Raw genomic sequence first — 23,931 nt, 5'->3', positions numbered from 1 at the left:
CTAGACCTTGGTGTTATGACCCTTGGTCGAATAGTCGCGGTAACCACACTTCCCCTAAGGTGTATTGATTCACACAGGGGGAGTTTTTATGGGTTACCAACAAGAATACCAGGCATCGATTGAACAGCCTGAAGCCTTCTGGCAAAAGCAATCACAGCGCATTCAATGGTTTAAAGAACCCAAAACCATACTCAGCAAAGATGATAATGGCATCGACCGCTGGTTTGCGGATGGGCAACTTAATACTGCCTATCTGGCGCTGGATTATCATGTTTTGCAGGGGCGTGGTGATCAGCTTGCTCTTATCTATGATTCCCCTGTGACCGGAAATAAACGTACCTATACCTACAGCCAGCTTACCGAAGCCGTAGCGCGCTGTGCCGGTATGCTGGTCAGCCAGGGCGTTGGTAAAGGCGATTGCGTGATCGTGTATATGCCGATGATTCCTGAGGCTGCGATCGCCATGCTGGCCTGTGCCCGCATTGGTGCGGTGCATTCGGTGGTATTTGGTGGTTTTGCACCGAATGAACTGGCAATTCGTATTGATGATGCTTCCCCGAAAGTGATTATGTCGGCTTCTTGTGGCATCGAGGTCGATCGTATCATTGAATACAAGCCCATTCTGGATGCAGCCATTAATATGGCGACGCACAAGCCAACCCGCTGCGTTATCTATCAGCGCGAGCAGCAGCGCTGTGAGTTGACCGCCGGTCGCGATATTGATTGGCAGCAGGCGGTCGCTGCGGCACAACCTGCCGACTGTACTCCGGTTTCCGCCCTCGATCCTTTGTATGTGTTGTACACCTCTGGCACCACGGGTAAGCCTAAAGGTGTTGTGCGCGATAATGGTGGTCATGCGGTAGCAATGAGCTACAGCATGAGCGTGGTTTACGACATGCATCCTGGCGACGTGTTCTGGGCGGCGTCCGATGTAGGCTGGGTGGTAGGCCACTCTTATATTGTTTATGCGCCATTAATTGCAGGTTGCGCCACCGTGTTTTATGAAGGAAAGCCGGTGCGTACACCGGATGCCGGAGCATTCTGGCGGGTATGTGCTGAGTATGGCGTTAAAGGCTTGTTCGCGGCGCCAACCGCTTTCCGCGCTATCCGCAAAGAAGATCCGCAGTGCCTGCTGGCGGCGAAGTACGATCTCAGCAAACTTAAAACCATTTTTATGGCCGGAGAACGGCTTGATCCTCCAACCTATGACTGGGTTGATGAACACATTCAGCGGCCGATTGTGGACCACTGGTGGCAGACTGAAACCGGCTGGGCCATCGCCGGTAACCATATGGGGCTGGAGCCAGCGAAAGTAAAAGCCGGATCGGTAACCCGGCCGTCGCCCGGTTTTAATGTACAGATTCTGGATCCAAGGGGTCGTCCGGTTGCGGCTAATGAGCAGGGCAGTATTGCCATCAAACTGCCACTGCCACCGGGTTGTCTGCCCACGATCTGGGGTAATCACGAGCGCTTTGTCGCCGGTTACCTTGGCACTTATAAAGGTTATTACATTACCGGCGACGGTGGTTATCTCGACGATGAACAGTACCTGTTTGTTTTGGGGCGTACTGACGACATCATTAACGTTGCCGGGCATCGGCTCTCGACCGGGGAAATGGAAGAAATCGTTGCCGGACACTCAGCGGTTGCTGAATGTGCCGTTATTGGCCGCCACAGTGACCTTAAGGGCGAAGAGCCTCTGGGCCTGGTACTGCTCAAAGACGGTGTCGATATTGATGAAGAAACGCTGAAGATGGAGCTGGTTCAGCGTGTACGCGACAGCATCGGCGCGGTTGCCAGTTTCCGCGATGCCGTAGTGGTTCAGCGCTTGCCTAAGACCCGTTCGGGTAAAATTTTGCGCAAGGTGCTGCGCAATATTGCCAACAATGAAGAGTATCTGACCCCATCGACCATCGATGATCCGGCTTGCTTGGGCGAAATTGAGCAGATTCTTTTGAAAAAAGGACTGCGCCCCGAGAACTAATGCAACGCTGTTCAGTCATAAAATGAGCAGGCTAAAGCCAGTTTGCTCTCTCTGATTATTAAGGTGTTTACCGGGCCGATTCCAGCCCGGTTTTTTTTGCCTGCCATTTCCCGCCTGGACGCTGCTGTTCGCCGATATCAAATCGTCGTTATTAATTCCTTCATTTTCCTTCTTCAGGTTTTCTAGTGCGTCGCTTTGTGCTGCAGTTTGTGGGGCGCTGGCGGCTCAAAGCCCCTGCCGCTACCTGGGAGCTACGCGGGAACTACAGAGCACCGTATAAATGTTGCCAATTGTTACCATTTGCATGTGTCGAGATGTAACTTCACCTGCTAGTCTCTGTGGTTATATGGGAATCGTATGTTTAATAAATAATTGTTCTTAAGGGGTGGGGTTTAACTTTTGCTGAATAACTTAAATTCCCGTGCCTCGGTCTGGGTTCTGCCGCTTGCGATTTTTGTTCTGACTTTGCTGCTGCTTACGTTTGCAGTCCAGAGCTGGTTTGTCAGTCGCGGTGTATTTGATAACGAAATTGCTCATATTAATCGTGTCGCCTTGCAGAACTCTCGTTCTGTAATGATTGCGCGGCGTGACGCATTTAATCTTCTTGGACAAGAGCTACTGGCACTGAATGCACTCAATGAGCCTGAGACCGGGCGGGATCTTCTGGAAAAAGTCGCCTTTTTTACACCAGGTGTTGTCAGCCTTGGTCTCGCCCGTACCGATGGTACTCTGGTGCTTTACAGCAAACCCGGTGAATCTCACAGCAGCGGCATAACGTTGCCTAATCTGCAGCAACAATCTTCCCAATTATTTCGTCACGCTCTGGATTCGGAGGATGTGGTCACCGGCCCTCCGCTATGGCAAAACAGCAGTCGTGAATGGATGCTGCCGCTGTTTTATGCGTTCCGCGATCCATATAACGGCGACGTTGCCGGAGTATTGACCGGGCTGGTGCGCTTGCAGGATCGCCTGGCTCGATGGGATGGCGTTGATCTGGGGGATGACACGTCGGTGGTCGTGGTCAGTTCCGATGGCGTGCCACGTTACGCCGTGCCGGTCTTTAACGCCTATGACAGTCAGTCCGGCCGACAGTTTATGAAAGACCTGATGCAACAAATTAAAGCGTCTGGCGATGATGAAGGCTGGCTGGTCAGCGACTGGAATGAGGGGCGTAGCCGCACAGCTTATCGTGTGCATTTTTCCCGCATCGGGGACGACCTGTTCAATCTGGTGGTGCGTCCGCAATATTCGCTCTGGTTGGCCTGGCGTGGCCGGATTGAGCCGGCATTAATGGCCTTCTTTGCATTGTTGTTGGGCAGTATCGGTGTGCATCGCATTGTGCTTCGCCAGCAGCGGCTCTATCAGCAAAGTCTTCTGTTTCAGGCACATCATGATCCTCTGACCGGGCTGCTGAATCGTGCACGCTTGCTTCATCTGATGAAAGAGAGCATGGCGGAAGATCCGGAAGTCGCGTTCTCTCTGTTGATCATCGACCTGGATTACTTTAACCGCATTAATGACCAGCATGGCCATGCCATTGGCGATGCGCTGTTAAAACTGGTACCGCAGCGTCTGCAAAGTATTTTGTCGCCGGGTGACTGGCTGGCGCGACAAGGCGGAGACGAATTTCTGGTCGTATTCCGTAACGAGCTGAGCTTCCGTGGCTGGGATGTTCTGACTCAGGCGGTTAAAGCAGCACTGGAAGAAGAATTTGAAATTCAGAACCGGATTGTTTCAGTTTCAGCCAGTATCGGTGTGGCGAATTTTCCTCGTGATGCCATTGACCCTAATGACTTGCTGGGTAAAGCCAATGCCGCTTTATATCAGGCGAAAGGCGACGGCCGTAATTGCATCGTTCATTATTCCGATGATATCGCCGCGGTCAGTCGCCGCAGCAAAGAACTGGAGCGCCAGTTGGATGGTTGCTGGCAGCGTAACGAAATGCAGGTGCATTATCAGCCGCAAATTGATTGCCGCAGCGGCGCTTTGATTGGTGCCGAAGCGTTGGTGCGCTGGAACAATGCTGCGTTAGGTAATGTCAGTCCGGCAGAATTTATTCCGGTCGCGGAAGCCATTGGTGCTGTGCGCCAGATTGACCGGTTTGTTATGGCCGAGGCCTGCGCTTTTATTCATGATATTTCCCGGCAGTTTTCCCGTCCGTTGCGCATATCGATTAATTTATCGCCGGAGCATTTACTTGACCCGGCCATGATCGCTGAAGTAACAGAATTAATCCGGCGTTACGATCTGGAGCCGCAGCAGTTGGTTCTGGAGATTACAGAAACCGCGGTATTAAATGATTTTGAACGGGCAGCGCAACAGGTATCTCAACTGCGCGAATTAGGCGTGGGTGTGTCGGTGGATGATTTTGGCACCGGCTATTCTTCGCTGTCTTATATTCATAAATTACCGGTCACAGAAATTAAAATAGATCGCTCATTTGTTGATCAGATTGCCACTGATTTACATGATCGTGCACTGACCAGTGCTGTGATTGCGATGGGTAAGCGACTGCATCTTGAAGTGGTTGCTGAAGGTGTGGAAACCGCTAACCAATGGCAGATTTTGCTCGAACAGCATTGTGATACGCTGCAGGGTTTTTATATTGCCAAGCCCATGGCGGCCGCAGACTTCGTACAATTTGTGGAAAATTATAACCAAGAGCCGCAGATGATTGCCCTGCGTTAGTAGTGATTTTTCAGATAATACCGCTGTCTGTCCCTGCCGCCATTGCGCCGCATAATTCTTCGCATTGCTGCAAAAAATCTTCCTGCCAGTCACCACGTAAAATCAGAGGTTCCTGAACCCAGCGCCAGCGTAAGCCGGTTGTAATGGTTTCTAATGCTCGCTTTGTGCCCGTACCGTCATGGCCGGCACGAATGATTGCGGCACAGGGTTTACCCTGAGTCTGCTCCAGGCAGGGGTAGTACACCCGGTCGAAATAATCTTTTAATGCGCCGCTCATGTAACCGAGATTTTCCGGCGTAATTAAAATAATGGCATCGGCCTGTAGTGTGTCCGAAGCGTCGGCCTGAAACGCAGTGCGCACGATTAATTGGCTGTTCTCTGTTTCTGCTGCTTTAAAGCCTGCTTCGCAGGCCTGCAGTAGTCGCACCGTGTTGGGTGAGGGCGTGTGGGCAACCATCAAAAGTGTTTTCATTGAATACAACCTGTTGAGTTGCCCGCAGTATAGCGTTGTGGCTATACCAAAGGCAGCGCTGCAGCCTGGGCAAGAGCGCAGGATAATAAGCGGCCAGCCATTTTCTCTGCACGGCTGGTCAGCATAATGGGAACCCGCGCGCCCATTAAAATACCGGCTGCCTGAGCACCGCCTAAATAAATCAATTGTTTGGCCAGAATGTTGCCGGACTCCAGATCGGGTGCAATCAGAATGTCGGCGTCGCCAGCAACCGGAGAGTCAATGCCCTTGCTGTTCGCCGCTTCCAGATTAATGGCATTGTCGAACGCCAGTGGTCCGTCTAATAAACCGCCGGTAATTTGTTTGCGGTCGGCCATTTTGCATAAGGCTGCAGCGTCAATGGTGCTGGGGATGTCCGGATTGATTTTTTCGACGGCGCTTAAAATCGCGACTTTGGGCAGACTGACGCCCATGGCCTGCGCCAGTTGTATGGCGTTGCACACAATGTCTTTTTTAACACGCAAATCCGGATGAATATTAATGGCCGCGTCGCTCATAAACAGCGCTTTGGGGTAAGAGGGCACGTCCAGATAATACACGTGGCTGATCCGGCGCTCGGTGCGGATGCCATTGGTTTTATGCAATACCGCTCCTAATAATTCGTCGGTCGATAAGCTGCCTTTCATCAGCGCGCGGACTTCACCACTGCGCACCAGGCTTACGGCTAACTCGGCCGCTTCATGGCTGTGTTCGGTGTTGCGGATATCAATATCACTCAGGTCGATGTCGCACTGGGCCGCACATTCGCGGATTTTATGCTCCGGTCCGACCAGAATCGCGTTCATCATGCCCAGCCGGTGAGCGGCGAGCGCTCCGCTTAACGAGTCTTCTGTTACCGGATGCACGACGGCGGTTGGTAATGCCGGGCGCAGCAGCGACCGCTCAAATAAGCGGCGCATGTGCGGATGGTTGGCGGTGGCCGTTAATATCTCTTCCCTGATCAGATCAGCACTCATCATTGATTCCTTAGTCAGCGTCAGGTTTAACACCATCGGATGGTTTTATGACAATTACGTCACAGGCGACTTTATCGACCAATAATTCGGCGGTATTTCCGATCAGGACGCCGGCGATACCTTCGCGGCCAACGGTACCCACGACGACAACGTCGGCATCAATATCCTTGGCAATACCGGCGATGACGGTATCGGCGTCACCTTCGCCAATATGCACATGATCAGGCTGGATATTGTATTTACGTGCCAGTGCCGCACAGGCTTCTTCGTGTTGTTCGGTGATGTATTTCTGGATGTCGTCCGGCGCGGTCACTTCCGGCACCATGGCAAAGGCCACTGCAACCAGTGGGTAAGAATTGGCCAGGTGCAGGTCGGTATCAAAGTGATCTGATAAATGCTCGGCAAACGACAGAATATTATCGTTGATAATCTGATGGCCGGTGTCACCGGAGGTGGCGTCTACCGAAGCCAGTACGCGGTTATGTGTCCAGGGTTTAGCGGATTTCACCAGCATCACCGGAGCCGGGCAGTGGCGCAGCAGATTCCAGTCGGTATGGGTGAAAATGCGGTCCAGCAGGCTGTGTGGCTGAGTACCCTTAATAACCAGGTCAAAATCTTTATGACGCATGGATTCGATAACGGCATCGTGCAGGTGTTTTTGCCAATGAACTTCAGCACTGATGTTGATGTTGTTTTCCCCTTCAGGCAGGAAACTGTTGAGCCATTTTTCAGATTTATCAACGAGTGCCTGTTTAACCCTTGTACGGGTTTCCTGATCCAGAGAGGAGTCGTCTTCGCAGTAGGCTTCGTACGTGTTGGTCAGCAGGGTAAGGTCAGCTTCCAGTGAGCGCGCCAACCACAGTGCGCGGTCAAGGGCGATCTGTTCCGGATGTTCGTTATCCAGTACGACCAGAATATGATTGATGTCCAGCATGGCCTTCTCCTTAAAATTGTTCATCCGGCAGTGGAATACCTTAACACTAACGCTTCACGCCCCGTGTGGTCTTGTTTTGTGTCATCTTGTTTTGAGTTTAATGAGCGGCAATGGCAGGTTGGTTTTCTCCCGGTGCATGTAATATATCGATCAACGCGCGGGCGGCATTACTGAGGGTGCGGTGACGCAAATGAATTAATCCCAGTTGGCGACGTATCGGGGTGGATGGCCAGGGCAGGTGTACTAACTGTTCGTCGAGCATGCTGTGCGGCAGCAGACTCCAGCCCATGCCAACCGATACCATCATTTTGATCGTTTCCAGATAGTTGGTGGGCATCGGTGCATGCAGGCTGAGACCGGCCTGACGGAAGACCCGCTCCAGCAACTGGAAAGTAATGGTATCGGGCTCCGGCAGAATGGCCGGAGCCTGTGCCAGATCCTGCAGGCTTAGCTGTGCAATAGTTGCCAGCGGATGATCCGGCGCGCAGACGCAGACCATCTCATCCTGCCACAGAGGCAGCGCTTCAATGCCGTCCGGCACTTGCTCGCTGCTGGGTTCCAGAGTGGTCAGGGCCAGTTCGACCTGGCGCAGGTTTACTGCATGGTACGCACGTTCTGAGCCCATAAAACTCAGATTCAACTGAGCAGACGGATAGCGGCTGACAAACTGGCGTAACACTGGCGGCAACCGGTGCAGGCCAATGTGGTGGCTGGTCGCCAATGACAGCACACCGCTGACTTCTCCCCCCAGATTCATCAGCCGCAGTTCGGTGTCGGCCACCAGGTCCAGAATTTGCCGGGCTTTAGGCTGCAGGGCATGGCCGGCTTCGGTCAGGCTGATGGTGCGGTTATGGCGATCGAATAATGCACTGCCCAGTTGTTGTTCAAGCAGCTGAATGCGTTTACTGACCGCCGATTGAGTCAGGTGCAGTTGCTCGGCCGCCAGCGAAAACGAGCGCTGCTCGGCGACGGCAAGAAAGGCTTTGAGTGCCTGAGTATCCATCAATAAAGTCCTGATCATGTCCTTGGGGTAATCGGTTTGCATTCCTAAAAGGAATTCAAACTAGAAATAATATGAATTTGAGTTGTTTAACAGAAGGCGTATCCTTAGGCAATACCAAAAACATCCCTGATGAGAGAGGACATCCCGATGGCTGGGAAAACCCTGTATGACAAATTGTGGGAGCAGCACGTTGTTAAAGAACGTGATGACGGCACCGCATTAATTTATATCGACCGTCAGTTGCTGCACGAAGTAACGTCACCGCAGGCCTTCGAAGGTCTGCGCATTGCCGGACGTAAGCCGTGGCGACTGGATGCCAACCTGGCAACGCCGGATCACAATGTGCCGACCACGCCGGTTGAGCGTGAATCGGGCATCGACGGCATTCAGGATCCGGTATCACGTATTCAGGTAAGGACGCTGGATGAAAACTGCGATGAGTTTGGTATCACTGAATTCAAAATGCAGGACAAACGTCAGGGCATCGTGCACGTAGTTGGGCCGGAGCAGGGCGCAACGTTGCCGGGCATGACGGTGGTGTGTGGCGACTCTCATACCGCTACGCACGGAGCGTTTGCCGCGCTTGCGCATGGCATTGGTACCTCTGAAGTGGAGCACGTACTGGCAACCCAGTGTCTGATTCAGCGCAAGATGAAAAACCTGCTGATTAAAGTGGAGGGCGACCTCGGTGCCGGTATCACCGGTAAAGACGTGGTCCTGCATATCATTGGTGTTATCGGTACCGCCGGTGGTAATGGCTGTGCGATGGAATTCGGTGGTTCGGCGATCCGTTCACTGAGCATGGAAGCGCGCATGACCATGTGCAACATGGCCATTGAAGCTGGTGCCCGTGTTGGCATGGTGGGCTTTGATGACATCACGGCTGAATACGTAAAAGGCCGTCCTTATGCACCCAAAGCCGATCAGTGGGAGCAGGCGCTGGCCGTCTGGAAAGATCTGGTGTCCGACCAGGATGCGGTATTCGACAAAGTGGTCGAAATCCGTGCGGAAGACATCAAGCCACAGGTTACCTGGGGTACGTCGCCAGAAATGGTGACCACCATCGACGGTACTGTGCCAACGCTGGATGATGCCGCCGATGAAGTTGAACGCTCCGGTTTTGAGCGTGCTTATCAGTACATGGGTTTGAAGCCAGGGCAGAAAATCACCGATATCCAATTAGATCGTGTGTTTATCGGCTCCTGCACCAACTCCCGTATCGAAGATTTGCGTGCTGCGGCTGATGTCGCCAGGGGGCGTAAGGTGGCGGGCAGTGTGAAGCAGGCTCTGGTCGTTCCGGGCTCCGGTCTGGTGAAAGCACAAGCGGAAGCGGAAGGGCTGGATAAAATCTTTGTTGAAGCCGGTTTTGAATGGCGTGAGCCAGGCTGTTCTATGTGTCTGGCAATGAATGCCGACAAGCTGGGTAGCGGCGAACATTGTGCGTCGACGTCTAACCGTAACTTCGAGGGGCGTCAGGGTTATGGCGGTCGTACTCACCTGGTGAGTCCTGCGATGGCGGCGGCAGCGGCAATTGCCGGTCACTTTGTTGATGTGCGTGAGTTTTAAGGGGAGCGAAGATGAAACCATTTACCGTACACAAGGGTATTGCTGCCCCGATGGATCGTGCCAATATCGATACCGATATGATCATTCCCAAGCAGTTTCTGAAATCCATCAAACGCAGTGGCTTTGGCCCGAATCTGTTTGATGAGCTGCGCTATCTGGACGAAGGTCAGCCGGATGCGGATAACTCCGGACGTCCGCTGAATCCGGACTTCGTACTTAACCAGCCGCGTTATCAGGGTGCGTCTGTGCTGCTGGCGCGGGAAAACTTTGGTTGCGGTTCCAGCCGTGAACATGCGCCGTGGGCGCTGGAAGATTTCGGTTTCCGTGCGATCATTGCACCGAGCTATGCCGATATTTTCTTTAACAACAGCTTTAAAAACGGCCTGTTACCGATCGTACTTGATGACGCAACGGTCGACCGTTTATTCAAAGCTGTCGCGGCGAATGAAGGTTATGAGCTGACCATCGATCTGGCGCAGCAGAAAGTGATTACCCCGGATGGCGAAGAAATCCCATTCGAGGTAGATGCCTTCCGTAAGCACTGTCTGCTCAACGGTCTGGATGATATTGGTCTGACGCTGCAGGATGCGGATGATATCCGCGCTTATGAAGCGAATCGCCGCCAACAGTCGCCCTGGCTTTTTTCCTGAAGCCAGCAGCGTATCTGTCTGTACTGATACGCTGAGAATACTTTTCAGCCGGACGCGCGCGTCCGGTTATTTTTATTGAGAATTTAAACATGTCTAAAAACATTCTGATTTTGCCGGGTGATGGCATTGGTCCTGAAATCGTTGCCGAAGCCGTTAAGGTGCTGGACGTTGTTAATCAACGCTTTGCCCTTGATCTGAATATGGAGCACGCGCTGGTGGGTGGTGCGGCTTATGATGAGTTCGGCACGCCGCTGCCTGACGTAACCATGGATAAAGCCCGTGCTGCGGATGCGATTTTACTGGGGGCGGTGGGTGGCCCTAAGTGGGATAACCTGGAAGACCGCGAACTGCGTCCGGAAAAAGGCCTGCTTGGTCTGCGTTCTGGTCTGGAATTATTCGGCAACCTGCGTCCGGCCATTCTGTATCCACAACTGGCGGATGCTTCGAGCCTGAAACCTGAAGTGGTTTCTGGTCTGGATATTCTGATCGTACGCGAACTGACCGGTGGTATTTATTTCGGTAAGCCGCGCGGCATCCGTACGCTGGAAAACGGCGAGCGCGAAGGCTACAACACTTACGTTTACAACGAGTCTGAGATTCGTCGTATCGCCAAGGTTGCGTTTGAATCCGCGCAGAAACGCGGTAAAAAACTGTGCTCTGTGGATAAAGCCAACGTGCTGGAAGTGACGGTGCTGTGGCGCGAAATCATGAACGAAGTGGCAAAAGACTACCCGGATGTCGAGCTGTCACATATGTACGTCGATAATGCTGCCATGCAGCTGGTGCGCGCACCAAAGCAGTTTGATGTGATGGTCACTGGCAACATGTTTGGTGATATTCTGTCGGATGCCGCCGCAATGCTGACCGGTTCGATTGGCATGTTGCCATCGGCGTCTCTGGATAAGAACAACAAGGGTATGTATGAGCCTTGTCATGGTTCTGCTCCGGATATCGCCGGTCAGGGGATTGCGAATCCGCTGGCAACCATTTTGTCGGCGGCAATGATGCTGCGTTATTCTCTCGATCAGGCCGCAGCGGCCGATGCGATTGAACTGGCAGTGAGTAAAGTACTCGATAAAGGTCTGCGTACCGGCGATATCTTCTCCGCGGGTATGACCAAAGTAAGTACTAAAGAAATGGGTGAGGCAGTCGTAGCTGCCCTGCAAGAGGTTTAAAAATGGCTTTGCAAAAAGTAGGTTTGGTAGGCTGGCGCGGCATGGTGGGATCTGTGCTGATGCAACGTATGCAGGAAGAAGGTGACTTCGATCTGATTCAGCCGGTGTTTTTTACCACCTCGCAAAAAGGGCAGGCCGCGCCGCAATTTGGCGGAAAAGATTGCGGTTTGCTCGAAGACGCATTCGATATTGAGGCCTTAAAGGCGCTGGAAGTAATCATTACCTGTCAGGGAGGTGATTACACCAAAGAAGTTTATCCAAAGCTGCGTGCTGCGGGCTGGAATGGTTACTGGATTGATGCTGCGTCTTCACTGCGTATGGCGGACGACGCTATTATTGTGCTCGATCCGGTTAACCTGAACGTGATCGAAAACGGCATTAAAACAGGCATCAAGACCTATGTTGGCGGTAACTGTACCGTCAGTCTGATGCTGTTGGCGTTGGGTGGTCTGTTTGAAAAAGGGCTGGTGGAGTGGGTTGCTCCGCAGACCTATCAGGCAGCATCCGGTGCCGGTGCGCAGAATATGCGCGAGCTGATCAGTCAGATGGGCGCTATTCACGCTAATGTGAAAGATAAACTGGATAACCCGGCTTCGGCCATTCTGGAAATCGATCAGCAGGTTGCTGAATTTATCCGCAGTGATGACTATCCGAAAGCTCAGTTCGGTGCGCCACTGGCCGGCAGCCTGATTCCTTACATTGATTCGCAGCTGGCCACGGGTCAGAGTCGTGAAGAATGGAAGGCTCAGGTTGAAGCCAACAAAATTATGGGTACATCGGCTGCGCCGGTTCCGGTTGATGGTCTCTGCGTGCGTGTCGGCGCGATGCGTTGTCACAGTCAGGCGATCACCATCAAGCTGAAGCAGGATTTGCCTGTTGCTGAAATCGAACAGATTCTGGCGGCCCATAACGATTGGGTTAAAGTGATTCCGAACGAGCGTGACGCCAGTATGCAGGAGCTTACGCCAGCCAAAGTGACCGGTACGCTGAGTATTCCGGTCGGCCGTATCCGCAAGCTGACCATGGGGCCTGAGTACATTTCAGCCTTTACCGTGGGCGATCAGTTGCTGTGGGGCGCGGCTGAGCCACTGCGCAGAATGTTGCGCATTTTGTTGAAGAATGCCTGATTTGGCCGATTAGAAACGGGGCTCTGGCCCCGTTTTTTCATTTATTTTCTCCAAAGTGTGACCTAACTCTTTCTTTCCTATCGTATTTGTTTTGGTGCCAGAGGCCAAAAGATTGCGTAATCCCGTTTTATATTTGATACTTACGCCGCTTATGAACGGAATCTATAAGTAAGCTGGGTCAGGAATATCTCGACGAAATTGTTTTTCGATACTATACGGGGCGAATAATCGCCGTATGACAACAAGGAAGCACCAATGAAGCGCCTACTTGCGAACACCTTAATGCTGGTCGGGGGATTGACTGCCTCATCTCAGCTACTGGCGTTGGGTTTGGGGGAACTGACTCTCAAGTCGGCACTGAATCAGCCTCTGCAGGCAGAGATCGAGCTGGTTGAAACCGATGGTTTATCGCAATGGGAAATTAAGCCGGCTCTTGCCTCGTCCAACGACTTTGAACGTGCAGGTGTGGACCGTTTATATTTCCTGACCAAAATCACATTCAAAGTTGAAGGTGATCGTGTGGTTCTTACCTCGCGTGAGCCGGTTAACGAACCTTTTCTTAACTTTCTGGTTGAACTGAACTGGCCATCCGGTCGTGTACTGCGTGAGTACACGTTGCTGCTTGATCCGCCAACGTTCCAGGAAGAGTCCATTCAGCCGCTGGTCACAACGCCTGCAGGTCAGAGCGCTGTTGTCGCTGCAACTGAAACGACCACCATTGCCGCCCCGGCACAGCCTGTTGCTGTGAATCGCTGGGACAGCGAGCCTGCGGCACCGGGCACTTATAAAGTGCAGCCGAATGACACGCTGTGGGAAATTGCCCTGCAGACCCGTCCTGCCAGTGGCGTTACTGCGCAGCAGATGATGGTCGCTATTCAGAATGAAAATCCGAATGCTTTTATTGCCGGTAATATTAACCGCCTGAAAACTCATCAGGTGTTGCGTATTCCCGATGCTGATGCCATTAAACGTGTGTCTTTCGGCCAGGCAGTTGCTGAGGTTGATCGCCAGAATCGTGCGGTGAGCACTGGCGCAGCACAAATCGATGCAACAGGTCGCGCGGGTACTGCAACGGCGGCGGCTGCAGCAAAAGATGGCGGTGAAGTTCGCCTGCTGTCAGCCAAAAGCGATAACGCAGAGTCTGCCGGGGCCAGTGGTGATGCCAATCAGGGTGCCGGTAATGGTCGTCAGCAGGAGTTGGAAAACGATCTGGCCATCGCACTGGAAAACGTTGATAAAAGCCGTCGCGACAATCAGGAATTGCGTGAGCGTCTGGAATCTCTGGAAGAGCAAATTAATACCCTGCAGCGTTTAATTTCGCTGAAGGATGATCAGCTGGCGACTATGCAGGTCGGTGGCGCAGAACAATCCGCTGAACCGGTCGCAGACGATGCTGCGGTAACGCCTGTTGCCGAATCCGGTGTCAGCGAGAGTGCAACAGAAACCACTCAGGCTGCAGAGTCCGAAGCAGTGCAGGGCGAGGAGTCGGTAGACTTTAATTATGCCCAGCCTGCTGATGCAGTAGCAGAGACTGAACCTGCAGCGGATGCTGCTGCTAAAGCGGCGGAAGAAAAGGCCCGTCGTGAGCGTATTGCCGCCATGCTGGCGCAGCAAGAAGAACAGCAACGTCCGCAGCCAACGCTGCTGGATGAGATGATCAGCAATCCTCAGTATCCACTGGCTGGATTTGGTGTTCTGGTGCTGTTGGGTCTGTTGATCGCCCGTAGCCTGAAACAGCGTAAAGCTGCGAAGCAGCAGGAAGAAGAATTTACCGATGAAGAGCTGGCGTTTGTCGATGCCGACGCCGAACCGTCAAACCTCGACGATTTCGACTTTGATGATGACGAGCTGTCGTCCGCGGATGTTGATCTTGACGATGAGCATGCGGATGTTGATCTCGATCTGGGTATGGATGATGCCGATCATCATGAGGATCAGTTTGAGACTGTTGCGCAAACTGAAGATGTTATCAGCGAATCCGACATCTATATCGCTTATGGCAAGTTTGAGCAGGCGGTTGATCTGTTGTCTGACGCCATCGAGAAAGAACCAAGCCGCTCTGATCTGCGTCTGAAATTGCTTGAAGTCTATGTCGAAATGGATGAAGCGGAAGCCTTTGCGGCTGCTGAAGCGGGTCTGAATCAATTGGGTGATCGTGCCGCGTCGCAGCAAGCTGAGCAGCTGCGTAATCGTTTATCTTCACCTATGGCTCCTGCAGCCGTTGCCGGTGCCTTTGCGGCCGATGCCGCGGCGGGTTTGTCCCTTGATGATGATATTCCGGCGCTGGATGAATCCATGGGTGATGACTTTGCCGATGCGCTGGATTTCGGTGATGCATTAGACCTGTCTGAAGACATGGCAGAAGAAGACAATGCTGCGGTTCTGGATCTCGGTGATTCTGAATCCGGTCTGGAAGAAGTGCCTACTCTGGATCTGGATGATGGGCTGGAGTTTGATCTGGATGACTCTGCGCCGGAATTGGCTGCTGATCTGAATGATGCGGCAGACGGTGATGACGAATTTGATATCGGTGCAGAATCTGCTGCTGATAACGATACCCTCGATTTCGACCTGGGTGATTTTGAACCAGAAGCACCTGTTGCTGCCGAGCCTGCACCACAGCCTGCTGTTAGCGCTGAGGATGACAACGCACTGGAATTTGACCTTGGTTCGCTGTCTGAAGCTGAAGAGGTTGCTGATCTTCAGTCTGCACCGGAAGCAGCGGCAGATGACGATTTCGGTCTGGATTTCGAAAGTGAAGCGCCGGTAGCGGCCGCTGATTCTGATCTTTCTGATCTGGAAAGCCTGCTCGATGGTGATGCTGCAGGCACTGGTGAGTTGTCTGATCTGTCATTCGATATGGAAGAGAACACCGGTTTTGCTCAGGCTGAAGGTGACGATGACCTGAAGGCACTGGAGCAAGAGTTGGATGCCATGACAGCATCACCTTCGACTGATGACGCAGACGATGAAGACTTCTCGTTTGACAGCAGTGAGTCGGGCGATGATCTGACAGCCCTGGCGGCTGAAACGGCTGAAACGGCAGAGACTGAAGACGATGTTATGGATTTCTCGTCTGATCTGGCTGAGCTGGACTCAGAGCTTGAACATTCTGAACTCGAAGGTTCTGCGCTGAGCGACTTCGATACCGATGATGTGCCGGTTGTGAATGAACAGCTTGATGAGCGTGTTGATCCAAGCATTCCGGATGATCTGGATGTCAGTGCTGGCAGCGATATCGATCTCGATGAGCTGGCAGCTGCGGATGATGAGTTCGACTTCCTGGCAGGTACCGATGAATGTGCAACCAAGCTGGATCTGGCTCGCGCTTACATCGATATGGAAGACTTTGATGGTGCCCGTGAATTGCTGCAGGAAGTGGTTCAGGAAGGTTCGGATCAACAGAAAGCGGATGCCCGCGGTCTGATGGATAATCTGGCCTGATAGAGTCTTTTAATGTCTGGATTTACCTCCGGTGTGCAGCGTTATGCTGCCATCGTGGAATACAACGGTGCTTGTTTCCACGGTTGGCAGAAGCAGAAACACCATAACGAACCTACCATTCAGGCCGCTCTCGAAGCGGCCATTTCAAAAGTTGCTAACCATCCTGTTGAAATAGCCTGTGCGGGTCGCACTGATGCCGGTGTGCACGCCACGCGGCAGGTTATTCATTTCGACAGTCATGCGGTACGAACGGAATACAGCTGGCTGATGGGGGTGAATACCAATCTGCCGGATGGGATTGCGCTGCAGTGGGTGTCGCCCATTGACGCTGAGTTTCATGCCCGTTTCAAAGCGCGCGCGCGGCGTTATCGTTACCTGATTAATAACTCTCCGACCAAGCAGGCGCTGCAACATGACCAGCTTACCTGGTGGCGCTATCCTCTGGATGCGCAGCGGATGCATGATGCGGCGCAGGCGTTAATCGGTGAGCATGACTTTTCTGCCTTCCGCGCCAAAGACTGTCAGGCTAAATCCCCGGTTAAAACCATGCATCACATTCAGGTGAAGCGCTGGGGTAATGTCATCATGCTTGAGCTGGAATCCAGTGCGTTTCTTTACCACATGGTGCGCAACATCGTTGGTGTGTTGCTGCCGATCGGAGAAGGGCATAAGCCAGTGGAGTGGATGGCTGAAGTATTGGCCACCCGTGACCGCAGGCAAGCCGGTGTAACGGCGCCCGGTGAAGGTCTGTACTTTGTTGGTGTTGATTATCCCGAGCAGTTTGATATCCCCTGCAAACCTTATGGTCCGGTTCTGCTTGAGCCGGTTCTGAGTCTGGTCTGAATCGTACCTGATCCTCTTTCTGGGCAATGCTGGCGTGGTGAATGTCAGCGCCTGCCTTGCTATCATGCCGGCTTTATTGTCCGGAAGTCGTTATGTCTGCCTCCTATCGCCGCACCCGAATTAAAATCTGTGGTCTGACCCGTGCCGAAGATGCCGCCGCCGCTGTCGCAGCAGGAGCTGACGCCATTGGTCTGGTTTTTTATGCGCCCAGCCCGCGCGCGGTGGATATCGCCATGGCGCAGGCGGTGGTTGCAGCGGTTCCGGCTTTTGTTACTGTGACCGCGTTATTTGTGAATCCGGATGCTGCTGAGGTGCAAAAGGTTCTGGATAGCGTTAGAATCGATCTACTTCAATTCCACGGTGATGAAGAACATGACTTCTGCAGTCAATTCAATCGTCCCTACATCAAAGCCCTCCGTGTCCGGCAAGCGTCGGATGTGGTGGAGGCGTGCCTGCGCTTCCCAGGCGCACTGGCAATTCTGCTAGACAGCTATAAGCCGGGAGTTCCCGGCGGTACCGGCGAAACCTTCGATTGGGCGCTGGTACCTGATCAGCAAACCAAACCAATTATTCTTGCCGGTGGTCTGACCCCCGAAAACGTTGGCCTTGCGATCCGCCAGGTGGCTCCCTTTGCTGTGGATGTCAGTGGTGGGGTCGAGGCGGCCAAGGGTGTGAAAGATCACGGCAAAATGACAGCATTTGTTAATGAGGTGTACTGTGTCGACCAACAATCCTTTTGATCTCGACCTGCCCGATGCGCGTGGCCATTTTGGTATTCATGGCGGCCGCTTTGTTTCTGAAACCCTGAGCGCTGCGCTCGATGAGCTGGAAACAACCTATAAAAAACTGCGTGATGATGCCGATTTTCAGGCTGCTTTCGATAAAGACCTGGCCCATTATGTTGGCCGTCCGTCGCCGCTGTATCTGGCCGAGCGTCTGACCGCCCATTGTGGTGGCGCACAGATTTATCTGAAGCGTGAAGACCTGAACCACACCGGTGCGCACAAGATCAATAACACCATTGGTCAGGCGTTGCTGGCCAAGTTTATGGGCAAAAAGAAAATCATTGCCGAGACCGGTGCCGGTCAGCACGGTGTGGCTTCCGCTACCGTTGCGGCGCGTTTTGGCCTGGAATGTAAAGTCTTTATGGGTTCGACCGACGTTGAGCGTCAGAAGCTGAACGTTTACCGCATGAAGCTTTTAGGCGCCGAAGTCGAAGCGGTTGAATCCGGCACCAAAACCCTGAAAGACGCCATGAACGAAGCCATGCGTCACTGGGTAACCCACGTCGATGACACGTTCTACATCATCGGTACCGCTGCGGGTCCGCACCCGTACCCAATGCTGGTGCGCGATTTCCAGAGTGTAATCGGCCGCGAAGTGCAGCGTCAGAGTGTTGAGCAGTTTGGTCGTCAGCCGGATGCGCTGGTTGCCTGTGTGGGCGGGGGGTCTAACGCTATTGGGCTGTTCCACCCTTATATTAAATACCCTGAAGTGGCGATGTACGGTGTTGAAGCCGGTGGTCTCGGGCTGGATGGTAATGACCATGCCGCACCGTTAAGCAAAGGTCGTCCTGGCGTACTGCACGGTAACCGTACTTACCTGATGGAAGATGAAAACGGCCAGATTATGGGTACGCATTCTATCTCCGCCGGTCTGGATTATCCGGGCGTTGGGCCTGAGCACAGCTGGTTGAAAGACGTGGGTCGTGCCCAGTATGTGGCTGCCACCGATGACGAAGCGCTGGATGCTTTCCATAAGCTGACTCAGCTGGAAGGTATTATGCCGGCACTGGAGTCTTCTCATGCAATCGCTTATGCGATGAAGCTGGCGGCGACCATGAAGCCGGATCAGGTGATTGTCGTTAACCTGTCGGGTCGTGGTGACAAAGATATTCATACCATTGCCACGCTGGATGGTGTCACCGCTTAAGCCGCGGTGTTATTGCGCTCGAAGCTACGGCGTTAAGAAACAGCTCAAGATGCTCATGTAGGAGATCTACACTCCGCTCTTTCGCTGTTTCTTGCCTTGTATCTTCATCGCTCATAACGCTCCGTGCCTCTGGGGTGCAGTAGCGAGAAGACCAAGAAAAACAATTTTATCGCTCAGCGGAGATGTTCGCTGAGGTTAAGCAGAATTCAGGAGACTGAGATGTCCCGTATTAAAAATGCATTTGCCAGCCTGGAAGCTCAGGGTAAAAAAGCGCTGATTCCCTATATTACCGCTGGCGACCCACAGAAAGACGCAACCGTACCTATGATGCACGCACTGGTTAATGCCGGTGCCGACATCATTGAACTGGGTGTGCCGTTTTCCGATCCGATGGCGGATGGCCCGACCATTCAGCTGGCCTGTGAACGCGCGCTGGCGCACAACACCTCACTGCACGATGTGCTGGCGATGGTGGCGGAATTCCGTATAACCAACAGCAGCACGCCCATTGTGCTGATGGGCTATCTGAATCCGGTTGAGCGCATGGGCTACGAAACCTTTGCCGCCGCTGCGGTTGAAGCCGGTGTTGATGGTGTACTGATGGTTGATCTGCCACCGGAAGAAGCGGTGGATGTTGAGGGGTTCTTCAAATCCCGCGATCTCGACATGATCTACCTGATCGCGCCGACCACCAAAGATGAGCGTATTGAGCGTATCGGCCATGCCGGCAGCGGCTATGTCTACTACGTATCGCTGAAAGGTGTAACCGGTTCTAAAGCGCTGGATGTCGATGACGTTGCGCGCAATCTGGAACGTATCCGCAAGCATGTTTCTATCCCGGTTGGCGTGGGTTTCGGTATCAATACCGGCGAAACCGCAGCGGCCGTCAGTAAGGTCTGTGATGGCGTGATTGTCGGTTCTGCCATCGTTAACCTGATTGCGGCTAACGCTGATAACGCCAAAGCGGCGCAGGATGCGGTATCCGCTCTGGTTGGCAGTATGCGCACGGCGCTGGATGCCTGAACGTATGAGCTTTGATGTTCAGACCGCCGGCCTTGAGCAGTGGTTGCAGCGACTGGAATCCATGCACCCAAGCGAGATCGATCTGGGTCTTGCGCGGGTACAGGCCGTGGGTGAGCGGCTTGGCTGTCTGCGCCCGGCGCCGCTGGTGATTCTGGTTGGCGGCACCAATGGTAAGGGCACAACCTCGGCATTGCTGGCCGCTTTGCTGCGCGAGCAGGGGCTGAATGTCGGGGTTTATTCGTCGCCGCATATCCGTCGTTACAACGAGCGCGTGATGCTCAATGGCGCAGAAGTGTCGGATGACGATCTGTGCGCCAGCTTCCGCGCGGTCGAGGCAGAGCGTGGTGATACCAGTCTGACCTATTTTGAGTTTGGTACGCTGGCCGCGCTGAACTGGTTTCAGCAGCAACAGGTTGATGCCTGTGTGCTGGAAATTGGTCTGGGCGGGCGTCTGGATGCGGTCAATATGGTTGATCCGGATATTTCCGTGGTGACCAGTATCGGCCTTGATCATCAGGCCTGGCTGGGTGATACGGTTGAACAGATTGCGTATGAAAAAGTCAGTATTGCCCGTGCTGGTAAGGCGTTGGTATGCGGTCAGCCTAATCCGCCATTAACGGCCAGAGCCACGGCTGAAAATATTGGCGCGCAGTGGCTCTGTCGCGACCAAGACTTTTTTATAGAGCCAACACCACAGGGTCTGGCGCTGCGTTTTGTGCTGAATGATGAGCAACAATCCTGGCTATTGCCGGCCGCGAATATTCCTTATCACAACGTGGCGACTGCGGTGCAGACGCTGGCCTTGCTCGGTCGTTTGCCAGCTCAGGCGGTGGTGGCGCAGGTTATCAGCGAGTTGCAGGTTGCCGGACGATTGCAGCGTTATGTGCGCGGGTCGGGTGATCAGGCTCTGCAACTGACACTGGATGTGGCGCATAACGAACAGGCGGCGGCTTATGTCGGCTCGCAGCTGGCAGACGTTGATGGCATTATCCTCGGCATGTTGAGCGATAAACCGGTCAATGAGGTGGTTCAGGCTTTGCCGGTAACGGATCACTGGTTTTTGGCCGGTCTGGAAGGGCCTCGTGCTCTGCGTGGTGAGCAACTGCTGGAGCGGGCTGAGGTTTTAACCGGAAAAGCCGTTTATTGCTTCGATTCGGTGGCGGCAGCACTGAATGCATTGCCGGATCGTGGTCATTGGCTGGTGTGCGGATCTTTCTATACCGTGGAAGCGGCGCTGGAATGGATGCAACAGCAGGGGCCGCAATGGCGCAATCAACAGACAGGATAACGGGCCGGGCAACACTGCGGTTAATGGAAGGATAAATGGAACAGCATCTGAAAAAACGCATCCTTGGTGCTTTTGTTACGGTCGTGGCCGTTGCCATTGCTTTGCCGATTGTGCTAGATGGCTCGCGCAGTCAGTTGGCGTTACAAAGTGATATTCCGCCCATGCCTGATATGCCGGAATGGTCGCGCATCGAAGATGAACGCAAAGTGCGTATTGAGTTAGAGCAGCTGGCCTCCGGTGAGGCCGCCGCACAGATTGCGCTGCCGGAAATGGACGTGGTTGAACAGAACGACCCGGCACCACCGCGTGGGCAAAGCGACCGTACAGAGCTCGACAGCAATCAGCTGCCTTATGCCTGGACGCTGCAGCTCGGTGCCTTCTCGGAACAAAAAAACGCTTTTGCCTTGCGCGATCAGCTACGCGCCAAAGGCTACAAGGCGTATACCCAGGAATTTACAACCGATAAACTGACCCGCGTTTACGTCGGGCCGGAGTTGCAGCGCAGCCAGATTGAAACCCTGCAAAAGCAGCTGCGCAAAGAGCTGAAGCAGCAGGATATTCATATCAAGCGCTACCGCGCGGAATCCTGAGTCAGTCATGCTTGTTTGCCGGTTTTATCCCTGACTGGCGAAGCCCGAACGCATGTAACTTCAGCGCCTCAGGCCAAGTACTGCTTTCTTCAGCGAGCCGCTTTGGTATACTGCGCGCTTTCTAATTTCCAGCTCCGGGGCGATCAATGGCGGTAATTGATTGGGTGATACTGGCCGTACTGGCGGTGTCGAGTCTGATCAGTCTGAAACGTGGCTTCGTCAAGGAAGCTCTGTCTCTGGCCAGCTGGATTGCAGCCTTTATTATTGCCCGTCTGTTCAGCGGCAACCTCGCGACGTTATTGGCCGGTGTGGTAGAAACCAACTCGGTGCGCTGGATTCTTGCCTTTGTTATTTTATTCGCCGGTACCGTCACCATTGGCGCCATGATCAATCATCTGTTGGTTGAAATGGTGCGCATGACCGGGCTGGGCGGCACCGACCGGGTATTCGGTATGGTGTTCGGTCTTATCCGTGGCCTGGTGGTGCTGGTTGCCATCGTGTACGGCCTGCAGTTTACGTTAGTGCCCCAGGATGCCTGGTGGCAGGACTCTGTCTTTATCCCTCATCTGACCACGCTGGCTGACTGGGCGCGTAAAACGCTGCCGGGTGCTGCCGATCAGGTGATGTCTCTTACCCATTAGTTTTTTAGTTTCAGCTGAGGTTATACGCGCATGTGCGGAATTGTGGGGATCGTTGCTAAAACCCATGTTAATCAGGCCATCTATGATGCCCTGACGGTGTTGCAACATCGTGGTCAGGACGCTGCCGGTATTGTTACCAGCTTTGAGAATAAGCTGTTTCTGCGTAAGGATAACGGTCTGGTCAGCGACGTGTTTCGGACCCGTCACATGCAGCGTCTGACCGGCAATATGGGTATCGGCCATGTGCGTTATCCAACCGCTGGCAGCTCCAGCTCCGCTGAAGCGCAGCCGTTTTATGTCAACTCACCTTACGGAATTACGCTGGCGCACAACGGCAACCTGACCAATACCGAGCAGCTGGCGGAAGATATTTACCGTGAAGATCTGCGTCATATCAACACGACGTCCGATTCTGAAGTGCTGCTGAATATTTTTGCGCACGAGTTGCAGGAGCAAAAACAACTGCAGCCATCGCCTGAAGTTATTTTCAAAGCCGTTGAAAAAGTACATCGCCGTATCCGTGGTGGCTATGCTGTGGTGGCTATGATCAGTGGCTACGGTATTGTCGCTTTCCGTGATCCGCACGGTATCCGCCCGGCTATTTTTGGCCGTCGTGAAACCGATCAGGGTCCTGAATATATGGTGGCGTCTGAGTCTGTTTCCCTCGATGCGCTGGGCTTTAAGCTGGAGCGTGATATTGCTCCGGGCGAAGCTATTGTGATTACCGAACAGGGCGAGTTATTTACCCAGCAGTGTGCCGAAAACACCTCGCTGACGCCTTGTATTTTTGAACATGTTTATTTTGCCCGCCCGGATTCCATCATTGATGGTATTGCGGTGTATAAAGCGCGTTTACGCATGGGCGAAAAACTCGCCGAAAAAATCATGCGCGAGCATCCTGAACACGATATTGATGTGGTTATTCCGATTCCGGATACCAGCCGTTCTTCGGCACTGGAACTGGCGAATAAACTGGGCGTGAAATACCGCGAAGGTTTTATGAAAAACCGCTACATCGGCCGCACATTTATTATGCCGGGGCAACAGCAGCGTAAAAAATCGGTTAAGCAAAAGCTGAACGCGCTGGATCTGGAATTCCGCGGTAAAAATGTGCTACTGGTTGATGATTCCATCGTGCGCGGAACAACCTGCGAACAGATTATTGAAATGGCGCGAGAAGCCGGTGCCAACAAAGTTTACTTTGCTTCCGCCGCTCCTGCTGTGCGTTACCCGAACGTATACGGTATTGATATGCCGGCGAAAGAAGAATTTATCGCCCATGGCCGCAGCACCGATGACATTGCCAAAGAAATCGGCGCCGATTGGCTGGTGTATCAGGATCTGGATGATCTGATCAGTGCCTGTCTGGAAGGCAGTAAAACCGAAGTGCGTTCGTTCGATTGCTCGGTATTTACCGGTGAATACGTAACCGGCGATATTAACGAAGCGTACTTCGATCGTTTGTCACAGCTGCGTAACGATGCCAGCAAAGGCAAGCGCGCGGCGGTGGCTAATGTTGCCATTGATCTGCACAACGAAACTGAGTCCTGAAACTGAATCCTGAGCCCTGAAACTG

At 53.3% G+C, this 23,931-nt stretch carries 19 protein-coding genes; 15 read left to right on the top strand and 4 right to left on the bottom strand.

Translation table 11 applies throughout. From position 1 onward, the window contains the following. The first annotated feature begins 88 nt into the window (after positions 1-88). Entirely contained in the window at positions 89-1,984 is a 1,896-nt protein-coding gene (locus NYR02_RS12745) for a propionyl-CoA synthetase (protein WP_260976731.1), read from the top strand. A 399-nt stretch (positions 1,985-2,383) separates the two neighbouring features. Beyond that, complete coding sequence (locus tag NYR02_RS12740) at positions 2,384-4,672, top strand: putative bifunctional diguanylate cyclase/phosphodiesterase (protein WP_260976730.1); 2,289 nt, start codon at positions 2,384-2,386, stop codon at positions 4,670-4,672. Between the two features lie 10 nt (positions 4,673-4,682). Here NYR02_RS12740 and NYR02_RS12735 read toward each other — a convergent pair whose 3' ends face one another. From NYR02_RS12735 to NYR02_RS12720, 4 genes are all read right to left on the bottom strand, one after another. Then, positions 4,683-5,144, bottom strand: coding sequence for a flavodoxin family protein (locus tag NYR02_RS12735; protein ID WP_260976729.1), 462 nt, complete (start codon positions 5,142-5,144; stop codon positions 4,683-4,685). Between the two features lie 41 nt (positions 5,145-5,185). Beyond that, a complete protein-coding gene (locus NYR02_RS12730) occupies positions 5,186-6,139 on the bottom strand; it encodes a bifunctional enoyl-CoA hydratase/phosphate acetyltransferase (RefSeq protein ID WP_260976728.1) in 954 nt (317 codons plus the stop codon). A gap of 10 nt (positions 6,140-6,149) precedes the next feature. Further along, positions 6,150-7,073 (bottom strand): universal stress protein UspE, encoded by a 924-nt coding sequence (gene uspE, locus NYR02_RS12725; protein WP_260976727.1) that lies wholly within the window; start codon positions 7,071-7,073, stop codon positions 6,150-6,152. Positions 7,074-7,170: 97 nt separating this feature from the next. After that, positions 7,171-8,076 (bottom strand): LysR family transcriptional regulator, encoded by a 906-nt coding sequence (locus tag NYR02_RS12720; protein ID WP_260976726.1) that lies wholly within the window; start codon positions 8,074-8,076, stop codon positions 7,171-7,173. Between the two features lie 147 nt (positions 8,077-8,223). On the opposite strand from NYR02_RS12720, the gene leuC reads away from it, so the two are divergent. The 13 genes from leuC (at position 8,224) to purF (ending at position 23,906) form a co-directional block, all read left to right on the top strand. Further along, on the top strand, positions 8,224-9,642 hold the full coding sequence (gene leuC, locus NYR02_RS12715; protein ID WP_260976725.1) for a 3-isopropylmalate dehydratase large subunit: 1,419 nt from the start codon (positions 8,224-8,226) through the stop codon (positions 9,640-9,642). A gap of 11 nt (positions 9,643-9,653) precedes the next feature. Next, positions 9,654-10,292: a 3-isopropylmalate dehydratase small subunit gene (gene leuD / locus NYR02_RS12710; RefSeq protein WP_260976724.1), complete on the top strand. Its 639-nt coding sequence runs from the start codon at positions 9,654-9,656 to the stop codon at positions 10,290-10,292. An 89-nt stretch (positions 10,293-10,381) separates the two neighbouring features. Beyond that, positions 10,382-11,467: a 3-isopropylmalate dehydrogenase gene (leuB, locus tag NYR02_RS12705; protein WP_260976723.1), complete on the top strand. Its 1,086-nt coding sequence runs from the start codon at positions 10,382-10,384 to the stop codon at positions 11,465-11,467. Positions 11,468-11,469: 2 nt separating this feature from the next. Further along, positions 11,470-12,594, top strand: coding sequence for an aspartate-semialdehyde dehydrogenase (asd, locus tag NYR02_RS12700; protein WP_420864304.1), 1,125 nt, complete (start codon positions 11,470-11,472; stop codon positions 12,592-12,594). Between the two features lie 255 nt (positions 12,595-12,849). Then, positions 12,850-16,038 (top strand): FimV/HubP family polar landmark protein, encoded by a 3,189-nt coding sequence (locus tag NYR02_RS12695; RefSeq protein WP_260976722.1) that lies wholly within the window; start codon positions 12,850-12,852, stop codon positions 16,036-16,038. A gap of 12 nt (positions 16,039-16,050) precedes the next feature. After that, a complete protein-coding gene (gene truA / locus NYR02_RS12690; protein ID WP_260976721.1) occupies positions 16,051-16,881 on the top strand; it encodes a tRNA pseudouridine(38-40) synthase TruA in 831 nt (276 codons plus the stop codon). Between the two features lie 92 nt (positions 16,882-16,973). Then, entirely contained in the window at positions 16,974-17,621 is a 648-nt protein-coding gene (locus NYR02_RS12685; protein ID WP_225691994.1) for a phosphoribosylanthranilate isomerase, read from the top strand. Further along, positions 17,587-18,813: a tryptophan synthase subunit beta gene (gene trpB, locus NYR02_RS12680; RefSeq protein ID WP_260976720.1), complete on the top strand. Its 1,227-nt coding sequence runs from the start codon at positions 17,587-17,589 to the stop codon at positions 18,811-18,813. The genes NYR02_RS12685 and trpB overlap by 35 nt, the downstream gene beginning before the upstream one ends. 219 nt (positions 18,814-19,032) lie before the next feature. Then, a complete protein-coding gene (gene trpA, locus NYR02_RS12675; protein ID WP_260976719.1) occupies positions 19,033-19,836 on the top strand; it encodes a tryptophan synthase subunit alpha in 804 nt (267 codons plus the stop codon). A 4-nt stretch (positions 19,837-19,840) separates the two neighbouring features. After that, a complete protein-coding gene (locus NYR02_RS12670) occupies positions 19,841-21,124 on the top strand; it encodes a bifunctional folylpolyglutamate synthase/dihydrofolate synthase (protein WP_260976718.1) in 1,284 nt (427 codons plus the stop codon). A gap of 35 nt (positions 21,125-21,159) precedes the next feature. Then, the gene (locus NYR02_RS12665) at positions 21,160-21,714 is read left to right on the top strand and encodes an SPOR domain-containing protein (RefSeq protein WP_260976717.1); all 555 of its coding nucleotides are present in this window, start codon (positions 21,160-21,162) and stop codon (positions 21,712-21,714) included. 146 nt (positions 21,715-21,860) lie between these two features. Further along, positions 21,861-22,355 (top strand): CvpA family protein, encoded by a 495-nt coding sequence (locus NYR02_RS12660; protein WP_260976716.1) that lies wholly within the window; start codon positions 21,861-21,863, stop codon positions 22,353-22,355. Positions 22,356-22,385: 30 nt separating this feature from the next. Further along, positions 22,386-23,906, top strand: coding sequence for an amidophosphoribosyltransferase (purF, locus tag NYR02_RS12655; RefSeq protein WP_260976715.1), 1,521 nt, complete (start codon positions 22,386-22,388; stop codon positions 23,904-23,906). Positions 23,907-23,931: the final 25 nt, after the last annotated feature.

This window comes from Thalassolituus pacificus (genome assembly GCF_025318105.1).
In the GTDB taxonomy this organism is placed as follows: domain Bacteria; phylum Pseudomonadota; class Gammaproteobacteria; order Pseudomonadales; family Oceanobacteraceae; genus Venatoribacter; species Venatoribacter pacificus.
The sequence above is the reverse complement of the archived record's forward strand: the minus strand, read 5'-3'. Positions and strand labels throughout refer to the sequence as shown.